The 22,257-nt window shown below is 32.9% G+C and carries 18 protein-coding genes; 8 read left to right on the forward strand and 10 right to left on the reverse strand.

Translation table 11 applies throughout. The features are described from left to right. Genes K8354_RS14390 through K8354_RS14405 form a run of 4 tightly spaced genes read left to right on the forward strand, consistent with a single transcriptional unit; the run spans position 1 to position 4,496 of the window. A complete protein-coding gene (locus K8354_RS14390; RefSeq protein ID WP_223441717.1) occupies positions 1–1,680 on the forward strand; it encodes a hydantoinase B/oxoprolinase family protein in 1,680 nt (559 codons plus the stop codon). 13 nt (positions 1,681–1,693) lie between these two features. Beyond that, positions 1,694–2,002, forward strand: a complete 309-nt coding sequence (locus K8354_RS14395; protein WP_223441720.1) for a cupin domain-containing protein — start codon at positions 1,694–1,696, stop codon at positions 2,000–2,002. Between the two features lie 27 nt (positions 2,003–2,029). Beyond that, positions 2,030–3,328, forward strand: coding sequence for a cytosine permease (locus K8354_RS14400; RefSeq protein ID WP_223441739.1), 1,299 nt, complete (start codon positions 2,030–2,032; stop codon positions 3,326–3,328). Then, on the forward strand, positions 3,312–4,496 hold the full coding sequence (locus K8354_RS14405; RefSeq protein ID WP_223441742.1) for a proline dehydrogenase family protein: 1,185 nt from the start codon (positions 3,312–3,314) through the stop codon (positions 4,494–4,496). The genes K8354_RS14400 and K8354_RS14405 overlap by 17 nt, the downstream gene beginning before the upstream one ends. A 4-nt stretch (positions 4,497–4,500) precedes the next feature. Here K8354_RS14405 and K8354_RS14410 read toward each other — a convergent pair whose 3' ends face one another. Then, the gene (locus tag K8354_RS14410; protein ID WP_223441745.1) at positions 4,501–7,134 is read right to left on the reverse strand and encodes a DUF5916 domain-containing protein; all 2,634 of its coding nucleotides are present in this window, start codon (positions 7,132–7,134) and stop codon (positions 4,501–4,503) included. 240 nt (positions 7,135–7,374) lie between these two features. Here K8354_RS14410 and rplM point away from each other — a divergent pair, with 240 nt between their 5' ends. The 4 genes from rplM (at position 7,375) to tsf (ending at position 10,210) form a co-directional block, all read left to right on the forward strand. Then, the gene (rplM, locus tag K8354_RS14415) at positions 7,375–7,830 is read left to right on the forward strand and encodes a 50S ribosomal protein L13 (RefSeq protein ID WP_223441748.1); all 456 of its coding nucleotides are present in this window, start codon (positions 7,375–7,377) and stop codon (positions 7,828–7,830) included. Then, positions 7,830–8,216, forward strand: a complete 387-nt coding sequence (gene rpsI, locus K8354_RS14420) for a 30S ribosomal protein S9 (protein ID WP_223441751.1) — start codon at positions 7,830–7,832, stop codon at positions 8,214–8,216. The genes rplM and rpsI overlap by 1 nt, the downstream gene beginning before the upstream one ends. Positions 8,217–8,382: 166 nt before the next feature. Then, positions 8,383–9,213: a 30S ribosomal protein S2 gene (gene rpsB, locus K8354_RS14425; RefSeq protein WP_223441755.1), complete on the forward strand. Its 831-nt coding sequence runs from the start codon at positions 8,383–8,385 to the stop codon at positions 9,211–9,213. A gap of 25 nt (positions 9,214–9,238) precedes the next feature. Further along, positions 9,239–10,210 (forward strand): translation elongation factor Ts, encoded by a 972-nt coding sequence (gene tsf, locus K8354_RS14430; RefSeq protein ID WP_223441764.1) that lies wholly within the window; start codon positions 9,239–9,241, stop codon positions 10,208–10,210. A 135-nt stretch (positions 10,211–10,345) separates the two neighbouring features. On the opposite strand, the gene K8354_RS14435 is transcribed toward tsf, so the two are convergent. The 9 genes from K8354_RS14435 to K8354_RS14475 all read right to left on the reverse strand — a co-directional run bounded on the left by K8354_RS14435 (position 10,346) and on the right by K8354_RS14475 (position 22,253). Next, positions 10,346–10,879 (reverse strand): hypothetical protein, encoded by a 534-nt coding sequence (locus K8354_RS14435; RefSeq protein WP_223441766.1) that lies wholly within the window; start codon positions 10,877–10,879, stop codon positions 10,346–10,348. Positions 10,880–11,105: 226 nt separating this feature from the next. Next, positions 11,106–11,372, reverse strand: a complete 267-nt coding sequence (locus K8354_RS14440; protein WP_223441768.1) for a heavy-metal-associated domain-containing protein — start codon at positions 11,370–11,372, stop codon at positions 11,106–11,108. 5 nt (positions 11,373–11,377) lie between these two features. After that, positions 11,378–11,743 (reverse strand): rhodanese-like domain-containing protein, encoded by a 366-nt coding sequence (locus K8354_RS14445; RefSeq protein ID WP_223441771.1) that lies wholly within the window; start codon positions 11,741–11,743, stop codon positions 11,378–11,380. Between the two features lie 4 nt (positions 11,744–11,747). Then, on the reverse strand, positions 11,748–13,154 hold the full coding sequence (locus K8354_RS14450; RefSeq protein ID WP_223441774.1) for an MBL fold metallo-hydrolase: 1,407 nt from the start codon (positions 13,152–13,154) through the stop codon (positions 11,748–11,750). A gap of 12 nt (positions 13,155–13,166) precedes the next feature. Next, complete coding sequence (locus tag K8354_RS14455) at positions 13,167–14,894, reverse strand: SulP family inorganic anion transporter (RefSeq protein ID WP_223441777.1); 1,728 nt, start codon at positions 14,892–14,894, stop codon at positions 13,167–13,169. A gap of 31 nt (positions 14,895–14,925) precedes the next feature. Then, a complete protein-coding gene (ruvB, locus tag K8354_RS14460; protein ID WP_223441794.1) occupies positions 14,926–15,948 on the reverse strand; it encodes a Holliday junction branch migration DNA helicase RuvB in 1,023 nt (340 codons plus the stop codon). A gap of 311 nt (positions 15,949–16,259) precedes the next feature. Next, a complete protein-coding gene (locus tag K8354_RS14465) occupies positions 16,260–18,650 on the reverse strand; it encodes a GumC family protein (RefSeq protein WP_223441811.1) in 2,391 nt (796 codons plus the stop codon). A gap of 786 nt (positions 18,651–19,436) precedes the next feature. Further along, positions 19,437–21,215 (reverse strand): cytochrome c oxidase subunit I, encoded by a 1,779-nt coding sequence (locus K8354_RS14470; RefSeq protein WP_223441825.1) that lies wholly within the window; start codon positions 21,213–21,215, stop codon positions 19,437–19,439. Positions 21,216–21,248: 33 nt separating this feature from the next. Further along, the gene (locus tag K8354_RS14475) at positions 21,249–22,253 is read right to left on the reverse strand and encodes a cytochrome c oxidase subunit II (protein ID WP_223441828.1); all 1,005 of its coding nucleotides are present in this window, start codon (positions 22,251–22,253) and stop codon (positions 21,249–21,251) included. Positions 22,254–22,257 lie beyond the last annotated feature (4 nt).

Raw genomic sequence — 22,257 nt, forward strand, 5'->3', positions numbered from 1 at the left:
ATGAGCTTAAATAAATTTACATCAGATATAATTCAAGATTCATTGATCTCAATTGGTGAGGCGATGTTTGAAACCATCCAACGAACCAGTATGAGTCCGATTATTTACGAAGCATTAGATTATGCAGTTGGCATTACAGACGGAGAAGGAAGATTGTTGGCACAAGGAAACGGAGTCATTACTTTTTTAGCTGCAATGAGTCTTGTGGTAGAAGAAACAATAGAGCGTTTTAATGATGACAATCCTATAAAAGAAGGTGACGTTATCATTGCAAATACACCTTATGTAGGTGGTGGTACGCATTTATCAGACATTGCCATTATTACCCCTATTTTTTATAAAGGAGAACGTGTAGCTTTTACAGTAAATAAAGCACATTGGACAGATATTGGTGGGACCAACCCAGGTTCTGTATCTACCGTTTCTACAGAAATTTATCAAGAAGGAATGCATTTTCCTTTCATCAAAATTAAGGATGAAGGCAAACTAAATACTGCTATTATCCAAATGATTGAAGCCAATGTACGTTTACCAAAAAGTACCTTAGGCGATTTGTATTCGGGTATTGCGGCTAATGATGTTGGTGCAGAACGCATTCTGAAACTTATAGATAAATATGGTTTAGAAGCTTACAAACAAGCGGCTAAAGAATTTATGGAATACGGCGAGCGCATCAGTTTAAAAGAATTACAAAAAATTCCGAGTGGTGTCTATGAAAACACAGGATATATAGAAAATGATGGCTTTGGAAATGGTCCGTTTCCAATAAAATTAAAAATAACCATCTCTGATGAACATATGATCTGCGATTTTACCGGGTCTCACGAGCAATTAAAAGGTCCCTTAAATTTATCTAGAACAGGATTGGAAACTGCAGTAAGAGCCGCCTTCAAATCGATTACTACACCAACACTACCAGCTAACAATGGGTCTTTTAAACATGTAAAATTAATATGTCCAGAAAAAACAGTCGTAAGTGCTGAATCACCAGCGCCTACATCCGTATATTATGAGGTGTTTTTGGCAGCTATCGATTTATTATTAAAAACATTGGGACCTATTGTTCCAGAAAAATTGCCTGCAGGGCATTTTAGATCGGTGTGTGTAACCTATATTTCGGGTATTCACCCAGTAACCAACGAATTTTATGTGCAAGCAGAACCACTTTCTGGTGGTTGGGGCGCTTGCGCCTATCATGATGGAAACCGTGGACAATTTTCGTATGCCCATGGCGAATCGTACAATATTCCTGCAGAAACCAGAGAACGTAAATATGGTGTTGTTGTAGAAGAATACGCTTTTCATAATGAAGGTGGTGGATACGGTGAATTTCAAGGTGGAAATGGACAATATTTAACATTTGAAATTCTCTCTGACGAAGCATTTTTAACAGGAGCATTTTTAGGATATTCTATTCCAACTTGGGGATTAAAAGAAGGTAAAGAAGGAAGTTACAATTATTTTACCGTAATAAGAACCGATGGCACGGAGGAGGAATATAACATTGTAACCAATGTGAAACTAAATAAAGGCGATAAGGTAAAGTTAGTTACAGCAACTGGTGGCGGTTATGGAAATCCGAAAGATAGACCTTTAGCTAAAATTCAAAATGATATAAAAAACGGTTTTATTACCAAAGAACAAGCATTGGAGCATTATCCTGCAATGATTGAAGCTTAATTCAAAAAAAAATATGGAAGTATTACCGTTGACGTATCCCAAAAAAGATTATCTAAAATACATCATTAAAAAACAAGAAGAAGGTGTAGCTGTAGATTGTGGTTCGGTTGTTTTAAAAAAAGGACAAGTACTTCCGTTTAAAACTCTTGAATCTCATGAAATCACCTATTTAGTTGCTGGTAAATTAAAAGTTTTTACCAAAGATGGGAATGAAAAAATAATGATTCAAGGCGATTTAATCTATTTGAATAAAGACGAAATCCGAAAAACAGAAACCTTAGAGGATAGTAAAATTCTGTTCTTCTTGTTTAAAAAAGTATAAATGACCTCATAAATAAACGCATTTAAAATGGAAGATTCACCAACCAATTCAAAACAAACTTCTGATTGCAATTCAGATGTTATACCATTAAATCAAAGACAACCTTGGCATGTGCCCGCTTTTATTTTTGGGGGATTAGAATTTTGTATTCCTGTATTACTAATAGGTGGTATATTAATAGGTAATTTTAGTCTGTTAGAAATTGTAGGTATTTTAATGATTGCCCTTGTTTTCTTTCAATGGATCGGTAATGCAATACAGGGCTATATTGGTGCTAAAACCGGTTTAACATCATCGGCTTTAGCGGCTTTGAGTTTTGGAAAAGAACAGTCTAGAATTATTGTAGGGATTGTTATTTTAGCTTTAACCTTAGGTTGGTGGGCCATACAAACTTCTGTTGCCGCCGATGCTTTTAGTGCTTTGGTCGGTATTAATAAAAACGACGATACCTTCTTGTATGTTTTAAGTACAGCGCTTATTGGTATCCTTTTTGCCATTCCGTCAATATTAGGGTATGGATCTATAAAATGGGTAGATTATGTCGCTATTCCCGCAGGATTACTCCTAGTTACAGTGGCGCTATATTTATCGATAAATAATATGGGTTGGGAGACCATGGCTGCTTGGAATCCAGAAGGTAGCATGTCTTTTGTTGAGGCAATTAATTTAGTAATAAGCATTAATGTTGCTCAATGGTTAATTGCACCAGATTATACAAGATTTGCAAAACCTACTTGGAGAGACAATATTTTAATTCCTTTAGGGATTATCATTGTTGGTTTTCCCTTATTTATAGTCGGTGGTATTATGTCTATGGGTACAGGGAATTCAGATATTGTTCAGGTGATGCAAGAGTTAGGTTTTCCTGCCTGGGGCTTTGTTGTGCTTTGGGTGGCTACTTGGACAAGTCAATTGGTTAGTAACTACACTGGTGGTTTAGTATTGTGCAATATGTTTAATTTACATAGTGATAAAAGCAGAAAAATAATGACGCTCCTATTTGCTTTAGCAGGTATTATTTTGGCTTTATTAGGTATAATGGATCAGTTTGTAAACTTTTTATACGCCATTGCACTTATTGTTCCTGTAATAGCAGGAGTTATAATGGCTCATTTCTTTTTTGTTGATAAAACTGAAGTAACCACAAATCAATCCTGGAATTGGTTAGCCACTGCAAGTATTTTAGTAGGGCTTATAGTAGGTTATATAACACAATACCCATTTCCTATAGGCTTTCCAGCAGTTCAGTCTTTAGCTATATCTGGCATTTTATATGCCCTTTTAACGAACATAAAGAAAACAAAATTAATTGAAAAAAATATTTGACAACACCGAAATTGCGCTGGCACTAAAATCTGATTCAGAATTAAACAGAGCCTTATTTTTATTTGAAATGATAAAAAAAGCGCCATTAGTTAAAATCGGAGCAGCAGTTACAAATTTTGCTTTAAAGGCAAAATTACCCGTAAAACAATTAATTCGAGCTACCGTTTTCGATCATTTTTGTGGTGGAATCAACCAGGAAGATTGCCGTGTAGTTATCAAAAAGATGCACACTAAAAATGTACATACTGTTTTAGATTATTCGGTAGAAGGAAAAGAAGAAGAAGCCCAATTCGATTATGCGCTTCAAAAAATATTAGAAACATTAGAGTTTGCAAAAGAAGATGCCTCAATACCGTTTATTGTATTTAAACCAACAGGTTTTGGTCGTTTTAAAATTTACCAAAAACTTACAGAAGGAACTACTTTAAATGCTGCTGAAAATAAAGAATGGAACGCGATTAAGGAACGTTTTCATAAAATTTGTAGCAAAGCGTTTGAATATAGTATTCCTATTCTTATTGATGCAGAAGAAAGTTGGATGCAAAATTCTGCAGATGCGCTCATTGAAGAAATGATGGAGAAATACAACAAAAAGGATGTTATTATTTTTAATACACTGCAAGCCTATCGTTGGGACAGATTAGATTATTTAAAAGGTTTACATGAGCGCGCAAAAGGCAAAGGTTTTAAAATTGGAATGAAATTGGTAAGAGGTGCGTACATGGAAAAAGAAAGAGATAGAGCTTTAAAACACAATTATAAAGATCCAATTTGCGTAGACAAAAATACTACCGATAATTTATACAATGAGGTCTTAAACTACATGGTAAATAATTTGAATGATATGGTAATTTTTGCAGGAACACATAATGAAGAAAGTTCTTATCTACTCATGAAAATGATGAAGAAAAATAACCTTTCTGAAAATGACAAAAGAATTTGGTTCGGGCAATTATATGGCATGAGTGATAATATTAGCTATAACTTATCTGCACTAGGATACAATGTCGCAAAATATCTTCCGTTTGGACCTGTAAAAGATGTAATGCCTTATTTAATAAGACGCGCTGAAGAAAATACTTCTGTAGCCGGACAAACTTCAAGAGAACTATGCATCATCAAAAAAGAGAGAGCTCGAAGAAAAATAGAAAATCAAAAAAAGCATTAAGTTATTACCGCGCAAAACGATACGTAAATTTTACAAGGAACGTATCATTTGCTGGCGCTCTAAAAACTTGGTCAGAAACACTATCAACTAAATCATCACTCACTTCTGCACTACCAGAAGAACCTCGTGCCCAAACTAAAAATAATTCTGAACCTGGAATGTATTCCCATCTTGCTACTAAATTTGTTTGTAATTGTACAAATGAAAAATCTGGATTAGAAAAACTATAATCTGTGATTCCATTTGTATTTTCATCAATCGTATAAACGTCATTTTCAAAACTTATTTGTTGCTCGTTATAAACAGATATTCGATCATTTATACTTTCACCTAAAGGATTTAAAACATAATTTAAATCTGTATATTGACCTTTACTAATAAACGGCTGACCGTAAAACTGCAAAGAAATATCTGGTGTAAAACTATAATTTAAGCGCAATGTGGTCGTTAAAGTTTGATTTTTAATTCTTCCTAAAATATATCTCGTATCGTTATTAACTTCTATTCCAGAGGATTCTGTAACATATTGTGTTCTATCAAAGAGGTTTGCATACTCAATATTAAAAGACATGCTAAAAGCATCTGTTGGTTGATAATTAGTTCGAATTACAAAACGATCTCTACCTACAACATTTTCAGAACTACGTCTGTTTGTATATCCTAATGTAAAACTAAATAGTTTGCTATTATCAGAATTCAGAAAAAAGTACAAAAAAGAAGTATCTGGCATCCTCCATCTAGGACCGCCCCTTAAAAAGAAATTATCGTAAGAATTTATACTTAAACCAAAACCAGAATTTGTAGACCAATTGTTAATGTAGCTAATTCGACCTTGCGCCTCGAACTGCATTCCATTTAAATTTCCTCCAAAATCGTAGTCACTACTTTGTTCTAAACTAAGATTTATATTTCTGTAAATATCTGTGGGAACCTGCCACAAATACCTCAAGTTTCCAAACTGAATAATCTCATCGGTTCTTCTTAAAAAACCAACATCATTTAATTCTAATTCTGGAGAACGCCAAATTACCCCACCATTATAGCGCCAATTTCCTCCACCATTTTTACCGATCTCTACTCTTCCTCCTGTCCCTGTTAAAGACGTTTTATTTTCATCAACAGAAACATGTGTGGCATCGGTTCTTTGAAAATTATGTCGTAAAGTTTGCTGAGTTGCTGTGATTGCCTCGGTACTTCCTAAAACATGACTAAAAATAGTATTTCCCTCTATATAATATTCTCGATCTTTCCAATTGTGCTGAAAATCTGCTCCGGCAGTATATCCAGCTGTGCGCATTTCATTAAAGTTGCCATTTAAATTTCTATTGGTTGCTGTAAAAATTCCGCCAATAAATGAATTTCGATCATTAAAATCTTTTTGAGCTCTGGCCACAAAATAATTGGTCATAGGCTCTACAATTTCCTCTCTTTCCGTTCCGTCAGTTTGTCTAATCGTAGCATATTCATTAGCAGTAACACTTTCTAAAACACCAATAGACCAACCATTTCTAGTTTTACCAGAAAATTTTGCAGCTCCTAAAATTGTTGAATTTTGAGGAACATCTGCAAATTCACCAGGATTTAAAGTGGCATATCTATGCGGATTTCGCCCAATTCTTCTGCTATAAAAAAGATTGTCCCGACCGTTTGCAAATTCAAAATCAAAAATATTAAAATTCTCTACAAAAAATGGTCGTTGTTCTCTAAAGAAAATCTGAAATCCGTCTAAAGCAATTGCTCCTGGATCTGCTTCTACTTGACCAAAATCTGGATTGATGGTTAAATCTAACGTTAAATCATTGGTAATTCCGATTTTTGCATCTAAACCAGCGTTTAAAGAAAAATCACTTCCTGTTTTAAAAGGGTTGCCAATTTCTTTAGGATATATATCTTGTTGTAAAACTGTAAAAGGCTGAATTTCTAATTGCTTTTGCGGAACTAAATTTTTCAATCCGTGTAACTCTCCTGCTTCACTTATAAAGCCAGTTTGCGTGTTTGGAATTCTTTGCCAAAGAGAACGTTCTTGAAATCTAAAAATAGTTCTATTCACGTTAAATCCCCAGATTTGCTCTTCTGCTTTTCCGAATCTTAACTGACTAAAAGGTATTTTCATTTCTGCTGTCCAACCTTTATCATCTACCTTTGCATTGGTGTACCAAATAGGGTTGTAACTATCATCCCAATTACTTCCATTTTGAGAAGCCAACTCCTCTCCTTTTACACCTGCGGCGGTTGTGGTAAAAACAAACGCAGTTCTTTGATCATGATAACTATCTATGATCACATTTACACGATCTCCTTGAAAACCATCTCTTCTACTTAAACGCTGTTGAATTAATTCTGGTTCCGCATCAAAAGCTCTTATGGCGATATACAAATATTTTGCATCATACATCACTTTAAACTTCGTTTGATATGCAGGCGGGGTTCCTTCATCAGGATCTTTTTCAGTAAAATCTGACGACCATTCTACCGCATTCCAAGCATCATCCAAAATAGCACCATCTATAACCGGAACTTTTATCAATCTTTTTGTTGTATAAATTCTTTTTGGAATTATGTTTTCTGGCATTTCTTGTGCACCTACATTTGCACCTAAAAAGATAAAAAAGATTAAGAAAGTAAAGAGGAATTTCATTTATTTTGATCAATTATAATGACTTCAAAAATATGCAAAAAAAGATACTCGAATTAGACTACAAAAATAGGTTTCTATTTTCTTAAGTTTATGTTAATTATGAATTCAATATTTTATGAAATTAATAAATAAAGAAATATTGTAAAAGCCTATTTGTCAATTAAATAAATATTACTACATTTGCACTCCTTTTTTAAGGAAAACATATTTTATTCATAAACAAAAACTAATAGTGTAATTATGAACACATTAAGTTACAAAACAGTATCAGCAAACAGCGCTACCGTTAACAAGGAGTGGGTTTTAGTTGATGCGGACGGGCAAACGTTGGGTCGTCTAGCTTCTAAAATAGCAAAGCTAATTAGAGGTAAATACAAACCAAATTTTACTCCTCACGTAGATTGTGGAGATAACGTGGTTATCATCAACGCAGAAAAAATTGTTTTAACGGGTAACAAATGGAGAGACAAATCTTACATTCGTCACACAGGGTACCCAGGAGGACAAAGATCGCTAACGGCAACAGAAATGTTTGAGAAAGATCCTACAAGATTAATCGAAAAAGCAGTAAAAGGAATGTTACCTAAAAATATTTTAGGTTCAGCACTTTACAGAAACTTGTATGTTTATGCAGGTACAGAGCACAAACACGCAGGTCAAGCACCTAAAGCTATTAACCTTAACGATCTTAAATAATGGATATAGTACACAAAATCGGTAGAAGAAAAACAGCTGTTGCTCGTATCTATCTTTCGGAAGGAACAGGAAACATAACAGTAAATAAAAAAGACTACAAAAGCTATTTTACTACTGGAACTTTACAATATAAAGTGCAACAACCTTTAATGTTAACAGAAAACTTAGAGTCTTACGATATCAAAGTAAATGTTTACGGTGGTGGAATTACAGGTCAGGCAGAGGCTATTCGTTTAGCAATTACCAGAGCTTTAGTTTTTATTGATGCAGATCATAGAGCTGTATTAAAACCAGAAGGATTGTTAACACGTGATCCAAGAATGGTAGAACGTAAAAAATTCGGTCAGAAAAAAGCACGTAAAAAATTCCAATTCTCGAAACGTTAATACTGGATTTGTTTCAGTATTTGCTGAAACATTTTCAATATTTATTTTTAGAGAACTGTTGTTATTACACAAATTTAATAGTAAACAGTTTAGCATCTAAATAGTTAAGACTCGAAAGACTACCTAACTATTGATTTCAAAACAGAAAGTAAACACATTTTAAAAAATGGCAAACATAAATATTCAAGAATTATTAGACAATGGTGTTCATTTTGGACACTTGACTAGAAAATGGAACCCTAACATGGCTCCTTATATATATACAGAACGTAATGGTGTACACATCATCGATTTGTATAAAACTGCTGCTAAAATAGAAGAAACTTCAGAAGCTTTAAAAAAGATTGCAAACTCTGGACGTAAAATTTTATTTGTTGCTACTAAAAAGCAAGCAAAAGATATCGTTGCTGAAAAAGCTAAAGCTGTAAGCATGCCTTTCATTACAGAAAGATGGCCAGGTGGTATGTTAACAAACTTTGTGACGATTAGAAAAGCGGTTAAAAAAATGACCTCTATTGATAGAATGAAGCAAGATGGTTCTTTTGATGCCTTGTCTAAAAGAGAAAAACTACAAATTAATCGTCAGAGAGAAAAATTAGAGAAGAATTTAGGTTCTATTTCTGATATGACTCGTTTACCAGGTGCTTTATTTATAGTAGATATCAAAAAAGAGCATATTGCCGTAGCAGAAGCTAGAAAATTAAACATTCCTATTTTTGCAATGGTAGATACCAACTCTGATCCTAGATTAGTAGAATATGTAATCCCTGCAAATGATGATGCTTCTAAGTCAATAGACAAAGTATTATCGTATGTAACAAATGCAATTGCAGAAGGTTTAACGGATAGAAAAGCAGATAAAGATAAGGTAAAAGAAGCGAAAGCCCCTAAAAAGGAAACAGCTCCTAAAGTGGAGGCAACGGTAGCAGCCGAAGCTCCTAAAGTAGAAGAAGCAAAAGCTAAATCTGCTGAAACATCTGCTGAAGAAACAAAATAAATACAACTTAAAACATAAAAATAACATGGAAACAGTAAAGATTAGTGCTGCTGATGTTAAAAAATTAAGAGAAGCAACGGGCGCTGGAATGATGGACTGTAAAAAGGCATTAGTAGAAGCTGCTGGAGATTTCGATAAAGCAATTGACATTTTACGTAAAAAAGGTCAGAAAATTGCTGCAAAAAGAGCTGATAGAGATTCTACAGAAGGTGTTGCAGTAACAAGAATTAATGATACTAACACTATGGGTGTTGCTATTGTTTTGGCTTGTGAAACTGACTTTGTTGGTAAAAATGAATCATTTGTTGCTTTAGGAGGTCAATTTGCAGACATCGCTTTAAATACAGAAAGTAAAGAAGAGTTTTTAGCTGCTGATTTTGGTGGTATGACTGTTGCTGAGAAATTAGTTGAGCAAACTGGTGTGATTGGTGAAAAGTTAGATATCACTGCTTTTGAAAAAGTAGAAGCTGCTTATGTGGGTGCTTATACACACATTGGTAAAATTGCTGCTTTAGTTGGTTTGTCTGCAGTTGTAGATAATGCCGAAACTTTAGTAAAAGATATTGCAATGCAAGTAGCCTCTATGGGCGCAACTACTTTATCTTACAAAGATTTTGATGCCGCGTATGTAGCTGCTGAAACAGAAGCTAGAATCGCTGTTATTGAAAAAGATAATATAGAGTTAGGTAGATTAGGTAAAACATTAAAAAATGTACCTCAATTTATCTCTATGTCTCAATTATCTGAAGAAGTTTTAGCAAAAGCTGAAGAAGCTGCAAAAGCTGAATTGGCTGCTGAAGGGAAACCAGAAAAAATATGGGATAGAATTTTACCAGGTAAAATGGAAAGATTCATTTCTGACAACACCACTTTAGACATGGAGCAATGCCTTTTAGATCAAGCTTTTATTAAAGATGAAAAGAAAAGCGTAGCAGCATATGTAAAAACATATGGTAACGTTGAGGTTTCTTCTTTTAAAAGAGTTACTTTAGGTTAAACATCCTTTTTAAACATATTATTAAAAACCACCCAATTCGGGTGGTTTTTTATTTATGAATAGTTCGGCTTAAAATTATTCACTCCATTCAGAAGGACATAATACCAATTTACATTTCTAATGCCGTATAAAATATTAGAAAAAAGAAAAACCAATTCCTAAAGAAATACTGTCTAATCTATTGTTTTTAAAGCCTATAATTCCTTTTCTATGAAAATCTAATCTTACTATGGTATGCCATCTTTTTTCTCCAGCAACCTGCGATCCTATTCCGAATCCATAATAATTTCCATCAGGATATATTGATGAGGGTCGCCACATTTTACCAAAACTTATTTCTGCAAAAAAAGCATCATCTTCATCTTCCGAAATGTTGTACTTTAAACTCGTATACGCTGGGAAGGCACTTGTTGCATAATTCCAATGATAATCAAAACCACCATTAAAGCTGATAGCGATTCTTCTTTTAAATTCGTAACCAAAACCAACTCTAAAAAAAATTGCTGCTGGTACAATGAGTGGCTCTCCGTCATCTGGCTCTATCGTGTAAAATTCATTAATACCAAATGTTAAGTTTGCTGAACCTGTAAAAAAAGGTCTTCCCAGTTTTTCTTGAGATGCAAGTTGTACTGCATAAAAAATTACAAGTAATAGAATTATTTTTTTCAAAATTTCGTTTGATTTTTTGAGGCAAAAACTACTCCAGAAATAAATTTAGAATAAAGCTTAAATAGCTTTAAACTATCGCAAATTACTATCAAAAATAATTATACTATTTTGATACAAGTCCATGCCATCTTAAAATTAAGATCAACCTTAAAAACCGAGATTCCTTGAACTAAAGTTGCACTTTTCATAGCCCAGCTAATATCAAAATTAAATTTCACTATAAAATTTAAGAATCCATTTTACCAACGGCACAACTCACAAAAGATTTTGCTTTGTGTAATACCGTATTTTTATCACCAACTTCTGGATAGCCTAATTTAGATAATTTTTCCTTTACCGCTATTAAAACATTCTCTGTAGCATGCACTGAAACTAAGGAATCCTCAATATTAATGGCTATATCTTCTATACCCTCTATACTTAATAATCCTTTTTTTATAGTAGCTGCACAACCACCACACTTTAAATTTTCTATTTTGATTTGTGTTTTCATAATTTCTAATTTTCCATTTTCCATTGATTATATCCGCCCAAAACATTCACGACTTTAAAGCCATTTTCTTGTAATATCCGAGCAGATGTTTCACTTCTATTTCCAGATCTACAATACAAATAAACAGGTTTTTTTGTATCTAATTGATTCTTTGCTTTTGTATAAAAATCAGCATCAAAATAATCAGCAAACAAGGCTGTTTTTATAAATCCTGCTTTAATTTCTCCAGGAGTCCTAACATCTAATAACTGAATGCTATCTTTTGCTAGTAATGCCCTTAACTCTAAAGTAGTAATTCTTTCTATTTCTTGTTTTTTATCACAATTGATAAAAATAATACTGAGTAAAAAAATATAAAAAGCTTTGTTCATTTCTTTATTTTAAAGTTGATGGACATACTGGACTTGTCGTTTTAATACTTGTTTTTTTTATCGCGGTATACCCTCCGGATACATCAACCACATTATGAAATCCTCTTGCCTTTAAGATAGATGCCGTAATTACAGATCGATATCCGCCAGCACAATGAATATAAAAAGCTTCTTTTTTAGGAAATTCAGAAATGTGTTCATTTAAGAAATCTAAAGGAGTATTCAAAGCATTTACGACATGCTCACTTGCATATTCACCCGGTTTTCTAACATCAAAAACAGCTACATTTTCTTTAATTTTTTTCTCTAATACTTCTGCAGAAACCGACTCTAAAGTATCTATTTCTTTATTCGCATTTTTCCAAGCATCAAAACTGCCCTCTAAATAACCAATTACATTATCAAAACCTACACGAGCTAAACGAATAATCGTTCCTTTCTCCTCTCCTACTGGCGTTACCAGCAAGATAGGTTGCTTAATGTCTTTAATTAAAGCACCTACCCAAGGAGCAAAAGTACCTCCCAAGCCAATAAAAATAGATTGAGGTATAAAGCCTTTTATAAATTCAGATTGATGTCTTACATCTAAAATTAATGCATTTGTTTCATTGGCATGAATCTCAAAAGCTTCTACAGAAAGAGGTTTTGCACTATTTTCTATCACCTGATTTACATCTTGATATCCTTCTTTATTTAATTGAACATTTAGTGGAAAATAAGCTGGTGGCGGTAATAAACCCTCTGTAACTTCTTTTACAAATTCTGCCTTGGTCATATCTGCTCTTAGTGCATAATTGGTCGCTTTCTGATTACCGATTGTACCTACCGTCTCTTTACTTAAATTTTTACCACAAGCAGAACCAGCTCCATGTGCAGGATATACAATAACATCATCTGCCAAAGGCATTATTTTTTCTCTTAAACTATCAAATAGAAAACCTGCCAAATCTTCTTCTGTAATATCTCCTTTTTGAGCTAAATCGGGTCTTCCTACATCCCCTAAAAAAAGTGTATCTCCACTAAAAAGCGCATGATCTTTTCCGTTTTCATCTTTTAACAAATAGCAAGAACTTTCCATAGTATGTCCTGGAGTATGCAAAAGCGTAATCGTGATATCTCCTACTTTAAAAACTTGGTTATCTTCCGCAATTATTGCCTCAAAATTTGTTTTTGCTGATGGCCCAAACACTATTTTTGCGCCTGTTTTTTCGGCAAGTGTTACATGTCCGCTGACAAAATCTGCATGAAAATGTGTTTCAAAAATATATTTGATCTTTGCTTTGCTTTTATTTGCCTTGTCTATATAATCTTGTACTTCTCTTAATGGATCAATAATGGCAACTTCGCCATTACTTTCTATATAATATGCTCCTTGTGCTAAACAACCTGTGTAAATTTGTTCTATAATCATAATTCTATTATTTTATTTGTATGCTTGATGTATATATTTTGCATATCTTTCTTGATGTTTTCTATCTCCTGTTTTGTAATATTTTACAGCTTGGTTGGCTCTCATAAAAAAGTTATTGACATCTATAATGTCTAAAATTCCACTTTTAAATAAATCATCTCTAACAGGGCCTTTTACGCCTGCAAAATAAAACTGAACTTCTTTTTTTTGATAAAACTTAATGCGTTCTTTTAACATTTCTACTCCTGTACTATCTACTCTATTAATGCTTTCTGCATCCAATACTATCAATTTTAATGCCTTCCCTTTTTTCTCTGCCATATTATCTAAATTATCTCTAAAATAATTTGAATTGGCATAAAATAATTGGGCGTCAAATCGAAACACTAAAATATCATCATCGATAATTACTTCTTCAAAACGGTTTTTATTTCTATAAAAGTTTGAGTTCGGCACCTTCCCTAGCTCCGTAACATAAGGCCTAGATGTTCTGAATATTAATACAATTAAAGACAAACTAACACCGACCATAATTCCGTGTTCAATACCCAACAATAACGTTGCCAAGAACGTTGCCATCATCAACCAGAAATCTAAATTATTTGCTTTCCATAAAAAGGCAGCTTCTTTAAAATTGACCAATCCAAAAACGGCTACAATAATAATTGCGGCTAATACTGTTTTTGGTAGATGATAAAATAGAGGCGTTAAAAAAAGCAATGTAATTATTACCATAGCCACTGAAATTAATGCCGCCATTCCTGTTTTTGCACCACTCTCTTGATTAATTGCAGATCGTGAAAAACTAGATGCAGAAGGATATGCTTTAAACAAAGAACCCACCATATTACTCAATCCCAGCGCTATTAATTCTTGATTGGGTCTTATTCTATATTCATCTTGCTTGGCTTCTAAAGATTTACCAATCGAAATAGTTTCTAAATAGCCAACCATTACTAAAGTAAATGCAATTGGTAAAAGTTCTCTAATGAGGTCTACATCAAATTCTGGAATTCCGAAAACAGGCAGCCCAGAGGGAATATCTTTTATAATTGCAACATCGTTGAAACTATATCCAAAATATTTCATAATTACGATTCCTAGTATTACGACAATTAGTGCATTCGGAATCTTTTTATTTACCTTTCTTAAAATGATAATGATCATTACTGAAATTAAACCAATAATACTTGTGTGTGCATTATACTTTGCTATTTGAAGCCAAATATCTTTTAATATATACTGAATTTGATCGCTTTGAATAAAATCTACCCCTAATAAATTTCTAAATTGATTGAAGCCAATAATTAAAGCTACTGCCGATGTAAACCCAGTAATTACTGGTTTTGACAAAAAATTTACAATAAAACCTAAACTAAAAACACCTAAAATAAATTGTATGGTTCCAACCAATAAACCCAATAAAATTGCAATTGAAATATAACTTTCTGATCCTGCTAAAGCTAAAGTAGAAACACCAGTGGCTACAATTAAAGAATCCATGGCTACAGGACCAATGGCAACTTGTCTGGAAGAACCGAAAATGGCGTACATTACCTGTGGAACTAAAGCACAATATAAGCCATAAATTGGAGGTAAACCTGCAATTAAAGCATATGCAATGCCTTGCGGAATTAAAATAATACCTACGGTTATACCCGCAAATAAATCTCCCTTAAAAAGAGATTTATTGTAGTTCGGTAACCATTCTAAAATTGGTATTACTTTTTTTATATTCATTTTTATTGAAATATGCTTTAAATCTAATTCTTTAAAACAATTCTCCTTGATTTATTCCTTTGACTCTTCCTAAATGTTTATACGCTAAATCTGTAACTTCTCTTCCTCTTGGTGTTCTCATAATAAAACCTTGCTGAATTAAAAAAGGTTCATATACTTCTTCAATGGTCTCTGTATTTTCAGAAACTGCGGTTGCAATTGTACTTAAACCTACAGGACCTCCTTTAAATTTATCAATGATGGTTACTAAAATTTTATTATCCATCTCGTCTAAACCATGTGCATCTACATTTAGGGCTTTCAACGCATATTTTGCAATTTCTATCGTGATATTTCCATCGCCTTTTATTTGAGCAAAATCTCTAACTCTGCGCAGCAATGCATTTGCAATTCTTGGTGTTCCTCTGCTTCTACCTGCAATCTCTATAGCAGATTCCATAGAAATAGGAACTCCTAAAATATATGAGCTTCTTTGTATAATGGTTGTTAATAATTCTGTTGAATAATAATGCAAACGACTACTTATACCGAAACGAGCTCTCATGGGTGCCGTTAGTAATCCTGAACGGGTTGTTGCACCGATTAAGGTAAAAGGTTCTAAATTGATTTGAACGGTACGTGCATTTGGCCCAGATTCAATCATGATATCAATCTTATAATCTTCCATAGCAGAGTACAAATATTCCTCTACAATAGGACTTAGTCGATGAATTTCATCAATAAAAAGTACATCTCGTTCGTCGAGGTTTGTAAGCAAACCTGCCAAATCTCCAGGTTTGTCTAAAACTGGTCCAGAAGTAACTTTAATTCCGACTTGCAATTCATTTGCTAAAATATGAGCCAATGTTGTTTTCCCTAAACCTGGAGGCCCGTGAAATAAAGTATGATCTAGCGCCTCTCCTCTTTGATTTGCTGCCTCTACGAAAATTTTTAAATTATCAATTGCTTGATTTTGTCCTGAGAAATCCTCAAAAGAAAGCGGTCGCAATTTTTTTTCTACATCTAAATCTTCATTAGACAAATTACTATTCTCAGGATTTAAGTTTTCGTTCATAAAACAAAGATAATAGATTTTAAAATAGATGCCACGTAAGTTTTGTTACATAACATAAAACCTTTCCAAATTTTGGAAAGGTTTTATGTTATGTACTACTTATAATAATTAGTAAGATTATTCGCCTTTTAGTAAAAATATTGTTTGTAGAGCAAATTTTGCATATTCAAAATATTCACTTCCATCATTTTCAGTATCTAAACGTTTACGCGATCATGCGACTATCTGTATTTTTGTAGTATTTTACCAAAAAGTTACAACTATAGGCATAGACGTCTCCTTTTTCTAAAAACGATAAGCATATTGAACAGCTAAATTATATTTATTTTTTTTAATATTTTTTTATACCAACCTTTCCGTAATCCCTCACTCTCAGCACCATAACCATAACCATAACCATAGGCATAGCCATAGCCTTTCCTTAAGTCTGTTCCATTGATTAATAGTGCCATATTGGGCAAACGTTTTTCTTCGTACATTTTCTTTGGAATTTTCAATAACCGTTTATCCAAATAATTAGCACGAACCACATAGATTACTAAATCAGGTTTATTTTCGCTTAATAACAAAGTATCCGCAACAATATTTACAGGAGGTGTATCTACCACCACATAATCATAATGTTCTTTACCGTATTCCAATATCTCTTTAAAACGACCATTCATCAATAATTCTGCTGGATTTGGAGCATTTACACCTGCTTGTATCATATCAAAACCTGTAGATTCTACATGTTGTATTGTATTTTTTACTTCTAAACTTGTATCCATTAAAAAATGAGTTAATCCATTCTGTACTGGTACATTTAAATAAGTTGCCAACTTAGGTTTTCTAATATCCGCCCCAACAACCAACACTTTTTTATTAGCCAAAACTAATACTGTCGCTAAATTTATTGTCGTAAAAGTTTTGCCTTCTTGACTTATTGTACTCGTTATAAAAATTGATTTTGGACCGCTTTGAACGCCCAGCATAAAGTTTAGATTGGTTCGGAACAAACGAAAGGCTTCGGCTACAAAACTTTCATCATCTTTAGATATAATATTAAACTTGTTTCCTAATGCTGTTTTTGGGATATTACCAAGGATTGGCATTTTAAGTTCCCTTTCCAAATCTTCAATATTGTGTATTTTAGTATCTAATGCAAGAATAATAAATATAATGATAAATGGTATTCCAAAACCTACTATAAGTGAAAGAGAATATACTTTTTTAGGATTAATATTTACTGGACTATTACTACCATAAACACTCTCAATAATTTTTGCATTAGGAGTAGTAGCTGCCAAACTAATAGAATTTTCTTCCCTTTTTTGTAGCAAATACAAATACAATGTTTCTATAATTTGTTGTCGACGTCTCAAATCTCTGTACTCTCGTTCTTGTTTAGGAACCGATTGAATCTTTGAACCCATCAACTTTTCTCTTGTTTTTAGAGATTTTAAAGAAATATTTAAGGAAGACTCTAAATTCACCAAACTTTGTAACATACTTTCCCTTATGTTTTTCAACTCTGAATCTAAATTAATAAGTATTGGATTCCTCATCCCAGAGCTTTTCTTAATTCGTTTTCGCTCTAATAACAATTCATTATAAATCTGTGTAGATGAAGCAAAAGAGTTATCAGATAACCCTAAATTCTCAGGAATTAAATCATCAAAGTTATTTTTAATATAAGACGATACATAAGATATTAGTTTTAGCTGTGTATTTATGTCTACAATACTTTCTTCTATGCTAGAATTAGAAGACAACGCCATCTCAGCTTCCTTTTGAACATCCGTTATTTCATTAACGATCATAAATGATTCAACATTCCTATCCAGAAGAGATAGATCTTTTGTAATGACAACCAATCTTTCTTTTATAAAATCATTGGTCTTTACAGCGATGGCATTTTTATCAATTATGGCATTTTGATTATACTTTTTTACCAAGCTATAGAGAATATTTTTTGCTTTTTGTTTTATACCGTGTTGCATACTTAGTTTAACCAAACTAGATTTTACATCAGCTGGCTCAATACTAATAGTCTTTTTTAGTTGACCTGCCACTGATTCGATTGACCGAATAGCAACTCTGTATCCGTCATTATAATTAGAAAATTCAGATTTCGTAGGGGTTAAAATAAATTTAATTTTATCAATGGTGATTGTTGCACCATAAGTAAACTCCCCAATAGATTCTTCACCAGAATCTTCTAACGAAAATTGCGTTTTAGAAATTGGTATGACTTTAAATGAACAGGTTTCTGAATTTAATATTGAGTCTTTAGTTAAAAAATTTATCTTAAAAGGCAAAACATCTTTATCCACCTCATATTCTCTAATTAAGTTTTTTTTATAGTAAGTAACGTTGAGTTTTAAATCTTTTACGACTTGTGCAACCAAATCTTTAGACCTAAGAATACCCAATTCATTATCGAAAGAAGACCTCATGTCACTCATTACTCCTAGATCCTGAAAAGCAGAGAGTTCGCTCTGCCCTCCTCCAGAATCCTTATCATTTATCAAAATGGTTGTTGACACCTCATAAATTCTTGGCGTATATTTTAAATTTAAAAATCCGTAAATTACAGTTAGCACAACTGATAACAAAAACCATTTGTAATACGAAAAGTATTTTTCAACTTCTGCCCGTATATTAAATGAATCATGATCCTCTTCAGAATAGATAGCAGCCGCATTATTATTTTCTAACATAACCTTTTAACTGATAAGTTAAAATCAAAACGAACAAATCTACCATCTATATTCATATAACTAACAAAATTGAATTTTATAAAATTAAAGCGATATAATTTATTGTTGAATTCATTGAACATACAATTCATAAAATTGTGCGCATAAAAGACTAGATAACGAATCAACACTTCATCAATTAAAATTAATATTATCAACAATATTTCTTCTTTTGTACATTCATAGCGGAGTTTTGTATACACATATTCGAAAATATCTTAATCCTATATAGCCAAAGAATAATAACTAGTTGACATAACCAATATAATAGCATATAACCTATTAATCATTGAACATAGTACATACCTGAAAGTCATATGAGTTTTAATATGGACTGTTAAAATCGTTAACTTCTTTCCTTATACATACGCTAAAAGTTTTTATTAAAGCGTATTTCATTTACCAAGTGCAACTAAATAGGAAATACATTTCGATTCCCTTAAATCTAAAATGAAGAAAACAGCTTTAAAAATATCATATATATTAAAAAAATTTATTTCAAATCATTACCTACTTTTAATACCAATAATAAATATAATTACATCCTCATAATTTAAAATTTTTATGCTTATTGCTATAAAATCGTTTCTACCCAATCTATATTAAAAGGATTCATAGATTTAAATAATTATATCTTCTGACGGGCGCAAAGATAATAGAATTTAAAATAGTTTTCGAGTAAGACTTTTTTACAAAAAAACCTTTTCAAATTTGAAAAGGTTTTATATTTTTAAATAGACTTAAACCTTAAGAAGGTTCTTCTCCATCTAGTAAAGGTGTTGTCTGTAAAACAAAATCTTCACCATGTAGATAATCACTGTCATCATCTTCTGCGTCCACACGCTTACTATAATCATAAGCCCATCTATGAACCTCTGGCAATCTCCCTGGCCAATTTCCATGAATATGTTCTACTGGTGTAGTCCATTCTAACGTATTCGACTTCCAAGGATTTTGTGTTGCCTTTTGGCCTCTATACATTGATATAAAGAAGTTTGCTAAAAATATAATCTGAGCGACGCCACCAACTATTGCAAACAAAGTGATTACCACATTCACGTCCGCTAAATCGTCAAACATTGGAAATGCTGTATTTGAGTAATATCTACGTGGTAAACCTGCTAAACCAATAAAATGCATTGGCCAAAATACCCCGTAAGCACAAACTATTGTAATCCAAAAATGCCAATAGCCCAATGTCTTATTCATCATTCTCCCATACATTTTAGGAAACCAATGATAAATACCAGCGTACATTCCGAATATTGCAGAAACCCCCATAACCAAGTGGAAATGCGCTACTACAAAGTAAGTGTCATGAATAGCGATATCTAAAGCAGAATCTCCCAAAACTAATCCTGTTAAACCTCCGGTTACGAAAGTAGAGACTAATCCGATTGAAAATAACATCGCGGGATTTAACTGCAAATTACCTTTCCATAAAGTTGTAACATAATTAAACGCTTTTACCGCTGACGGAATTGCAATTAATAACGTTGTAAACGTAAACACAGATCCTAAGAAAGGATTCATTCCGGAAATAAACATATGGTGACCCCAAACAATTGTGGATAAAAATGCAATTGCCATTATTGACATTACCATTGCACGATATCCAAAAATAGGCTTTCTCGAATTTGTTGATATAATTTCTGATGTAATTCCTAAAGCAGGAAGCAGAACGATATATACCTCTGGATGTCCTAGAAACCAAAATAGGTGTTCGAACAAAACTGGTGATCCCCCTTGATAATGCAATACTTCGCCCGAAATAAATATATCTGACAAATAAAAGGATGTTCCAAAGGATCTATCAAACATTAATAGTAATGAAGCCGATAACAAAACCGGAAAAGAAACCACTCCAATAATAGCAGTGATAAAGAATGCCCAAATTGTTAATGGTAATCTTGTCATTTTCATTCCCTTTGTTCTTAAATTAAGCACGGTAACGATATAATTAAGTGCACCAATTAAAGAAGATGCAATAAATATCGCCATAGAAACCAACCATAATGTCATACCTGTACCAGAACCAGGAATTGCCTGCGGTAATGCACTCAATGGAGGATAAACCGTCCATCCTGCTGATGCTGGACCTGCCTCCACAAACAATGAAAACAGCATGATAATACTTGACAAAAAGAATAACCAATAAGACACCATATTTAAAAAACCTGATGCCATATCTCGTGCTCCAATTTGTAAAGGAATTAATAGATTTGAAAAAGTACCACTTAAGCCCGCCGTTAATACGAAAAAGACCATTATAGTTCCATGAATAGTTACTAAAGCCAAATAAATATCAGGGCTCATTACACCATCTGTTTGGTGCGGTCCTAAAAAGGCTTCTATAATTGAAAATGATGTGTCTGGCCAAGCCAGTTGTAACCTAAATAACATAGACATTAACACAGCAATAACTCCCATGAACATACCTGTTACCAAGAATTGTTTAGAAATCATTTTATGATCTTGACTAAAAATATATTTTGTTACAAATGTTTCTTTATGATGTTCTGACATAATTGTATTTATTTGTAGTGTGTATTTTATTTCTTATTGAATAACTGAAGCCAAAGTTGGTTGAAGTGCAAGCCATTTATCATATTCTTCCTGTTCTACAACCGTAATTTTCATTTGCATACTGTAGTGAGATGCTCCACAAATTTTATTACAAAGTATTAAATAATCAAATTCGTACAGATCTTCACCTTTAGCACTCCTAATTTTATTAATGCCCTTCGTTTTTGCCATAACTTCTGGCTGTTGTCTCATCTCTTCTGTAGTGTACTTAGGTGTAAACCCAAACTCAGTAACCATACCAGGAACACAATTCATTTGTGCTCTAAAGTGAGGCATATATGCCGAGTGCAACACATCTTGAGAACGGAACTTAAAATGTATTTTTCTACCTTTTGGTAAATATAATTCTGTTACTTGCTTATCATCCTGGGAGTTTTTATCCGACATATCGACTCCCATGGTATTAATACCTTTAATATAGTTTACATTTCCTAATCCTAATGTATTGTCCTCTCCTGCATACCGAGCATCCCATCTAAATTGTTGAGAATATACCTCGATAACAACAGCATCTTCATCAGACAAATCCATAATATTATTCCACTGCCATAAACCATATCCAATTAAAACAACTAAAACAATAGCTGGAGTAACCGTCCAAATCAGTTCTAATTTATGGCTATCAGCATAAAACTTTGCTTTGTTTGCCTCGTTTCCTCTGTATTTAAAAGTAAAATAAAAGATTAAAAACTGCATGAAAAATTGAACAATACCGATCAACCAGAAGGTCATGTCGAATAATCTATCATCGTGCTCTCCTTCTACTGAGGCAGCTTCTGGCAACATTAAAACATTCATTGCAATTAAACAATAAATCATCATCGCATATAAGAACACCATAAAATATAGTGCATACTTTCCTTGTTTAGAGTTATCCTTATCGTTTGCTATTACTCCTCTAAAATCTAAAATCCGTGTAATTTGCCAAAAACTTACACCTATTGCAACGCCTATAAAAATATAAAATAGAGCTAACATATAT

It is taken from the genome of Polaribacter litorisediminis (assembly GCF_019968605.1).
Lineage (GTDB): Bacteria > Bacteroidota > Bacteroidia > Flavobacteriales > Flavobacteriaceae > Polaribacter > Polaribacter litorisediminis.

Coding starts and splice junctions, on each gene's coding strand:
- K8354_RS14390 (WP_223441717.1), top strand. CDS start 1: ATGAGCTTAAATAAATTTACATCAGATATAATTCAAGATTCATTGATC.
- K8354_RS14395 (WP_223441720.1), top strand. CDS start 1,694: ATGGAAGTATTACCGTTGACGTATCCCAAAAAAGATTATCTAAAATAC.
- K8354_RS14400 (WP_223441739.1), top strand. CDS start 2,030: ATGGAAGATTCACCAACCAATTCAAAACAAACTTCTGATTGCAATTCA.
- K8354_RS14410 (WP_223441745.1), bottom strand. CDS start 7,134: ATGAAATTCCTCTTTACTTTCTTAATCTTTTTTATCTTTTTAGGTGCA.
- rplM (WP_223441748.1), top strand. CDS start 7,375: ATGAACACATTAAGTTACAAAACAGTATCAGCAAACAGCGCTACCGTT.
- rpsI (WP_223441751.1), top strand. CDS start 7,830: ATGGATATAGTACACAAAATCGGTAGAAGAAAAACAGCTGTTGCTCGT.
- rpsB (WP_223441755.1), top strand. CDS start 8,383: ATGGCAAACATAAATATTCAAGAATTATTAGACAATGGTGTTCATTTT.
- tsf (WP_223441764.1), top strand. CDS start 9,239: ATGGAAACAGTAAAGATTAGTGCTGCTGATGTTAAAAAATTAAGAGAA.
- K8354_RS14440 (WP_223441768.1), bottom strand. CDS start 11,372: ATGAAAACACAAATCAAAATAGAAAATTTAAAGTGTGGTGGTTGTGCA.
- K8354_RS14445 (WP_223441771.1), bottom strand. CDS start 11,743: ATGAACAAAGCTTTTTATATTTTTTTACTCAGTATTATTTTTATCAAT.
- K8354_RS14450 (WP_223441774.1), bottom strand. CDS start 13,154: ATGATTATAGAACAAATTTACACAGGTTGTTTAGCACAAGGAGCATAT.
- K8354_RS14455 (WP_223441777.1), bottom strand. CDS start 14,894: ATGAATATAAAAAAAGTAATACCAATTTTAGAATGGTTACCGAACTAC.
- ruvB (WP_223441794.1), bottom strand. CDS start 15,948: ATGAACGAAAACTTAAATCCTGAGAATAGTAATTTGTCTAATGAAGAT.
- K8354_RS14465 (WP_223441811.1), bottom strand. CDS start 18,650: ATGTTAGAAAATAATAATGCGGCTGCTATCTATTCTGAAGAGGATCAT.
- K8354_RS14470 (WP_223441825.1), bottom strand. CDS start 21,215: ATGTCAGAACATCATAAAGAAACATTTGTAACAAAATATATTTTTAGT.
- K8354_RS14475 (WP_223441828.1), bottom strand. CDS start 22,253: ATGTTAGCTCTATTTTATATTTTTATAGGCGTTGCAATAGGTGTAAGT.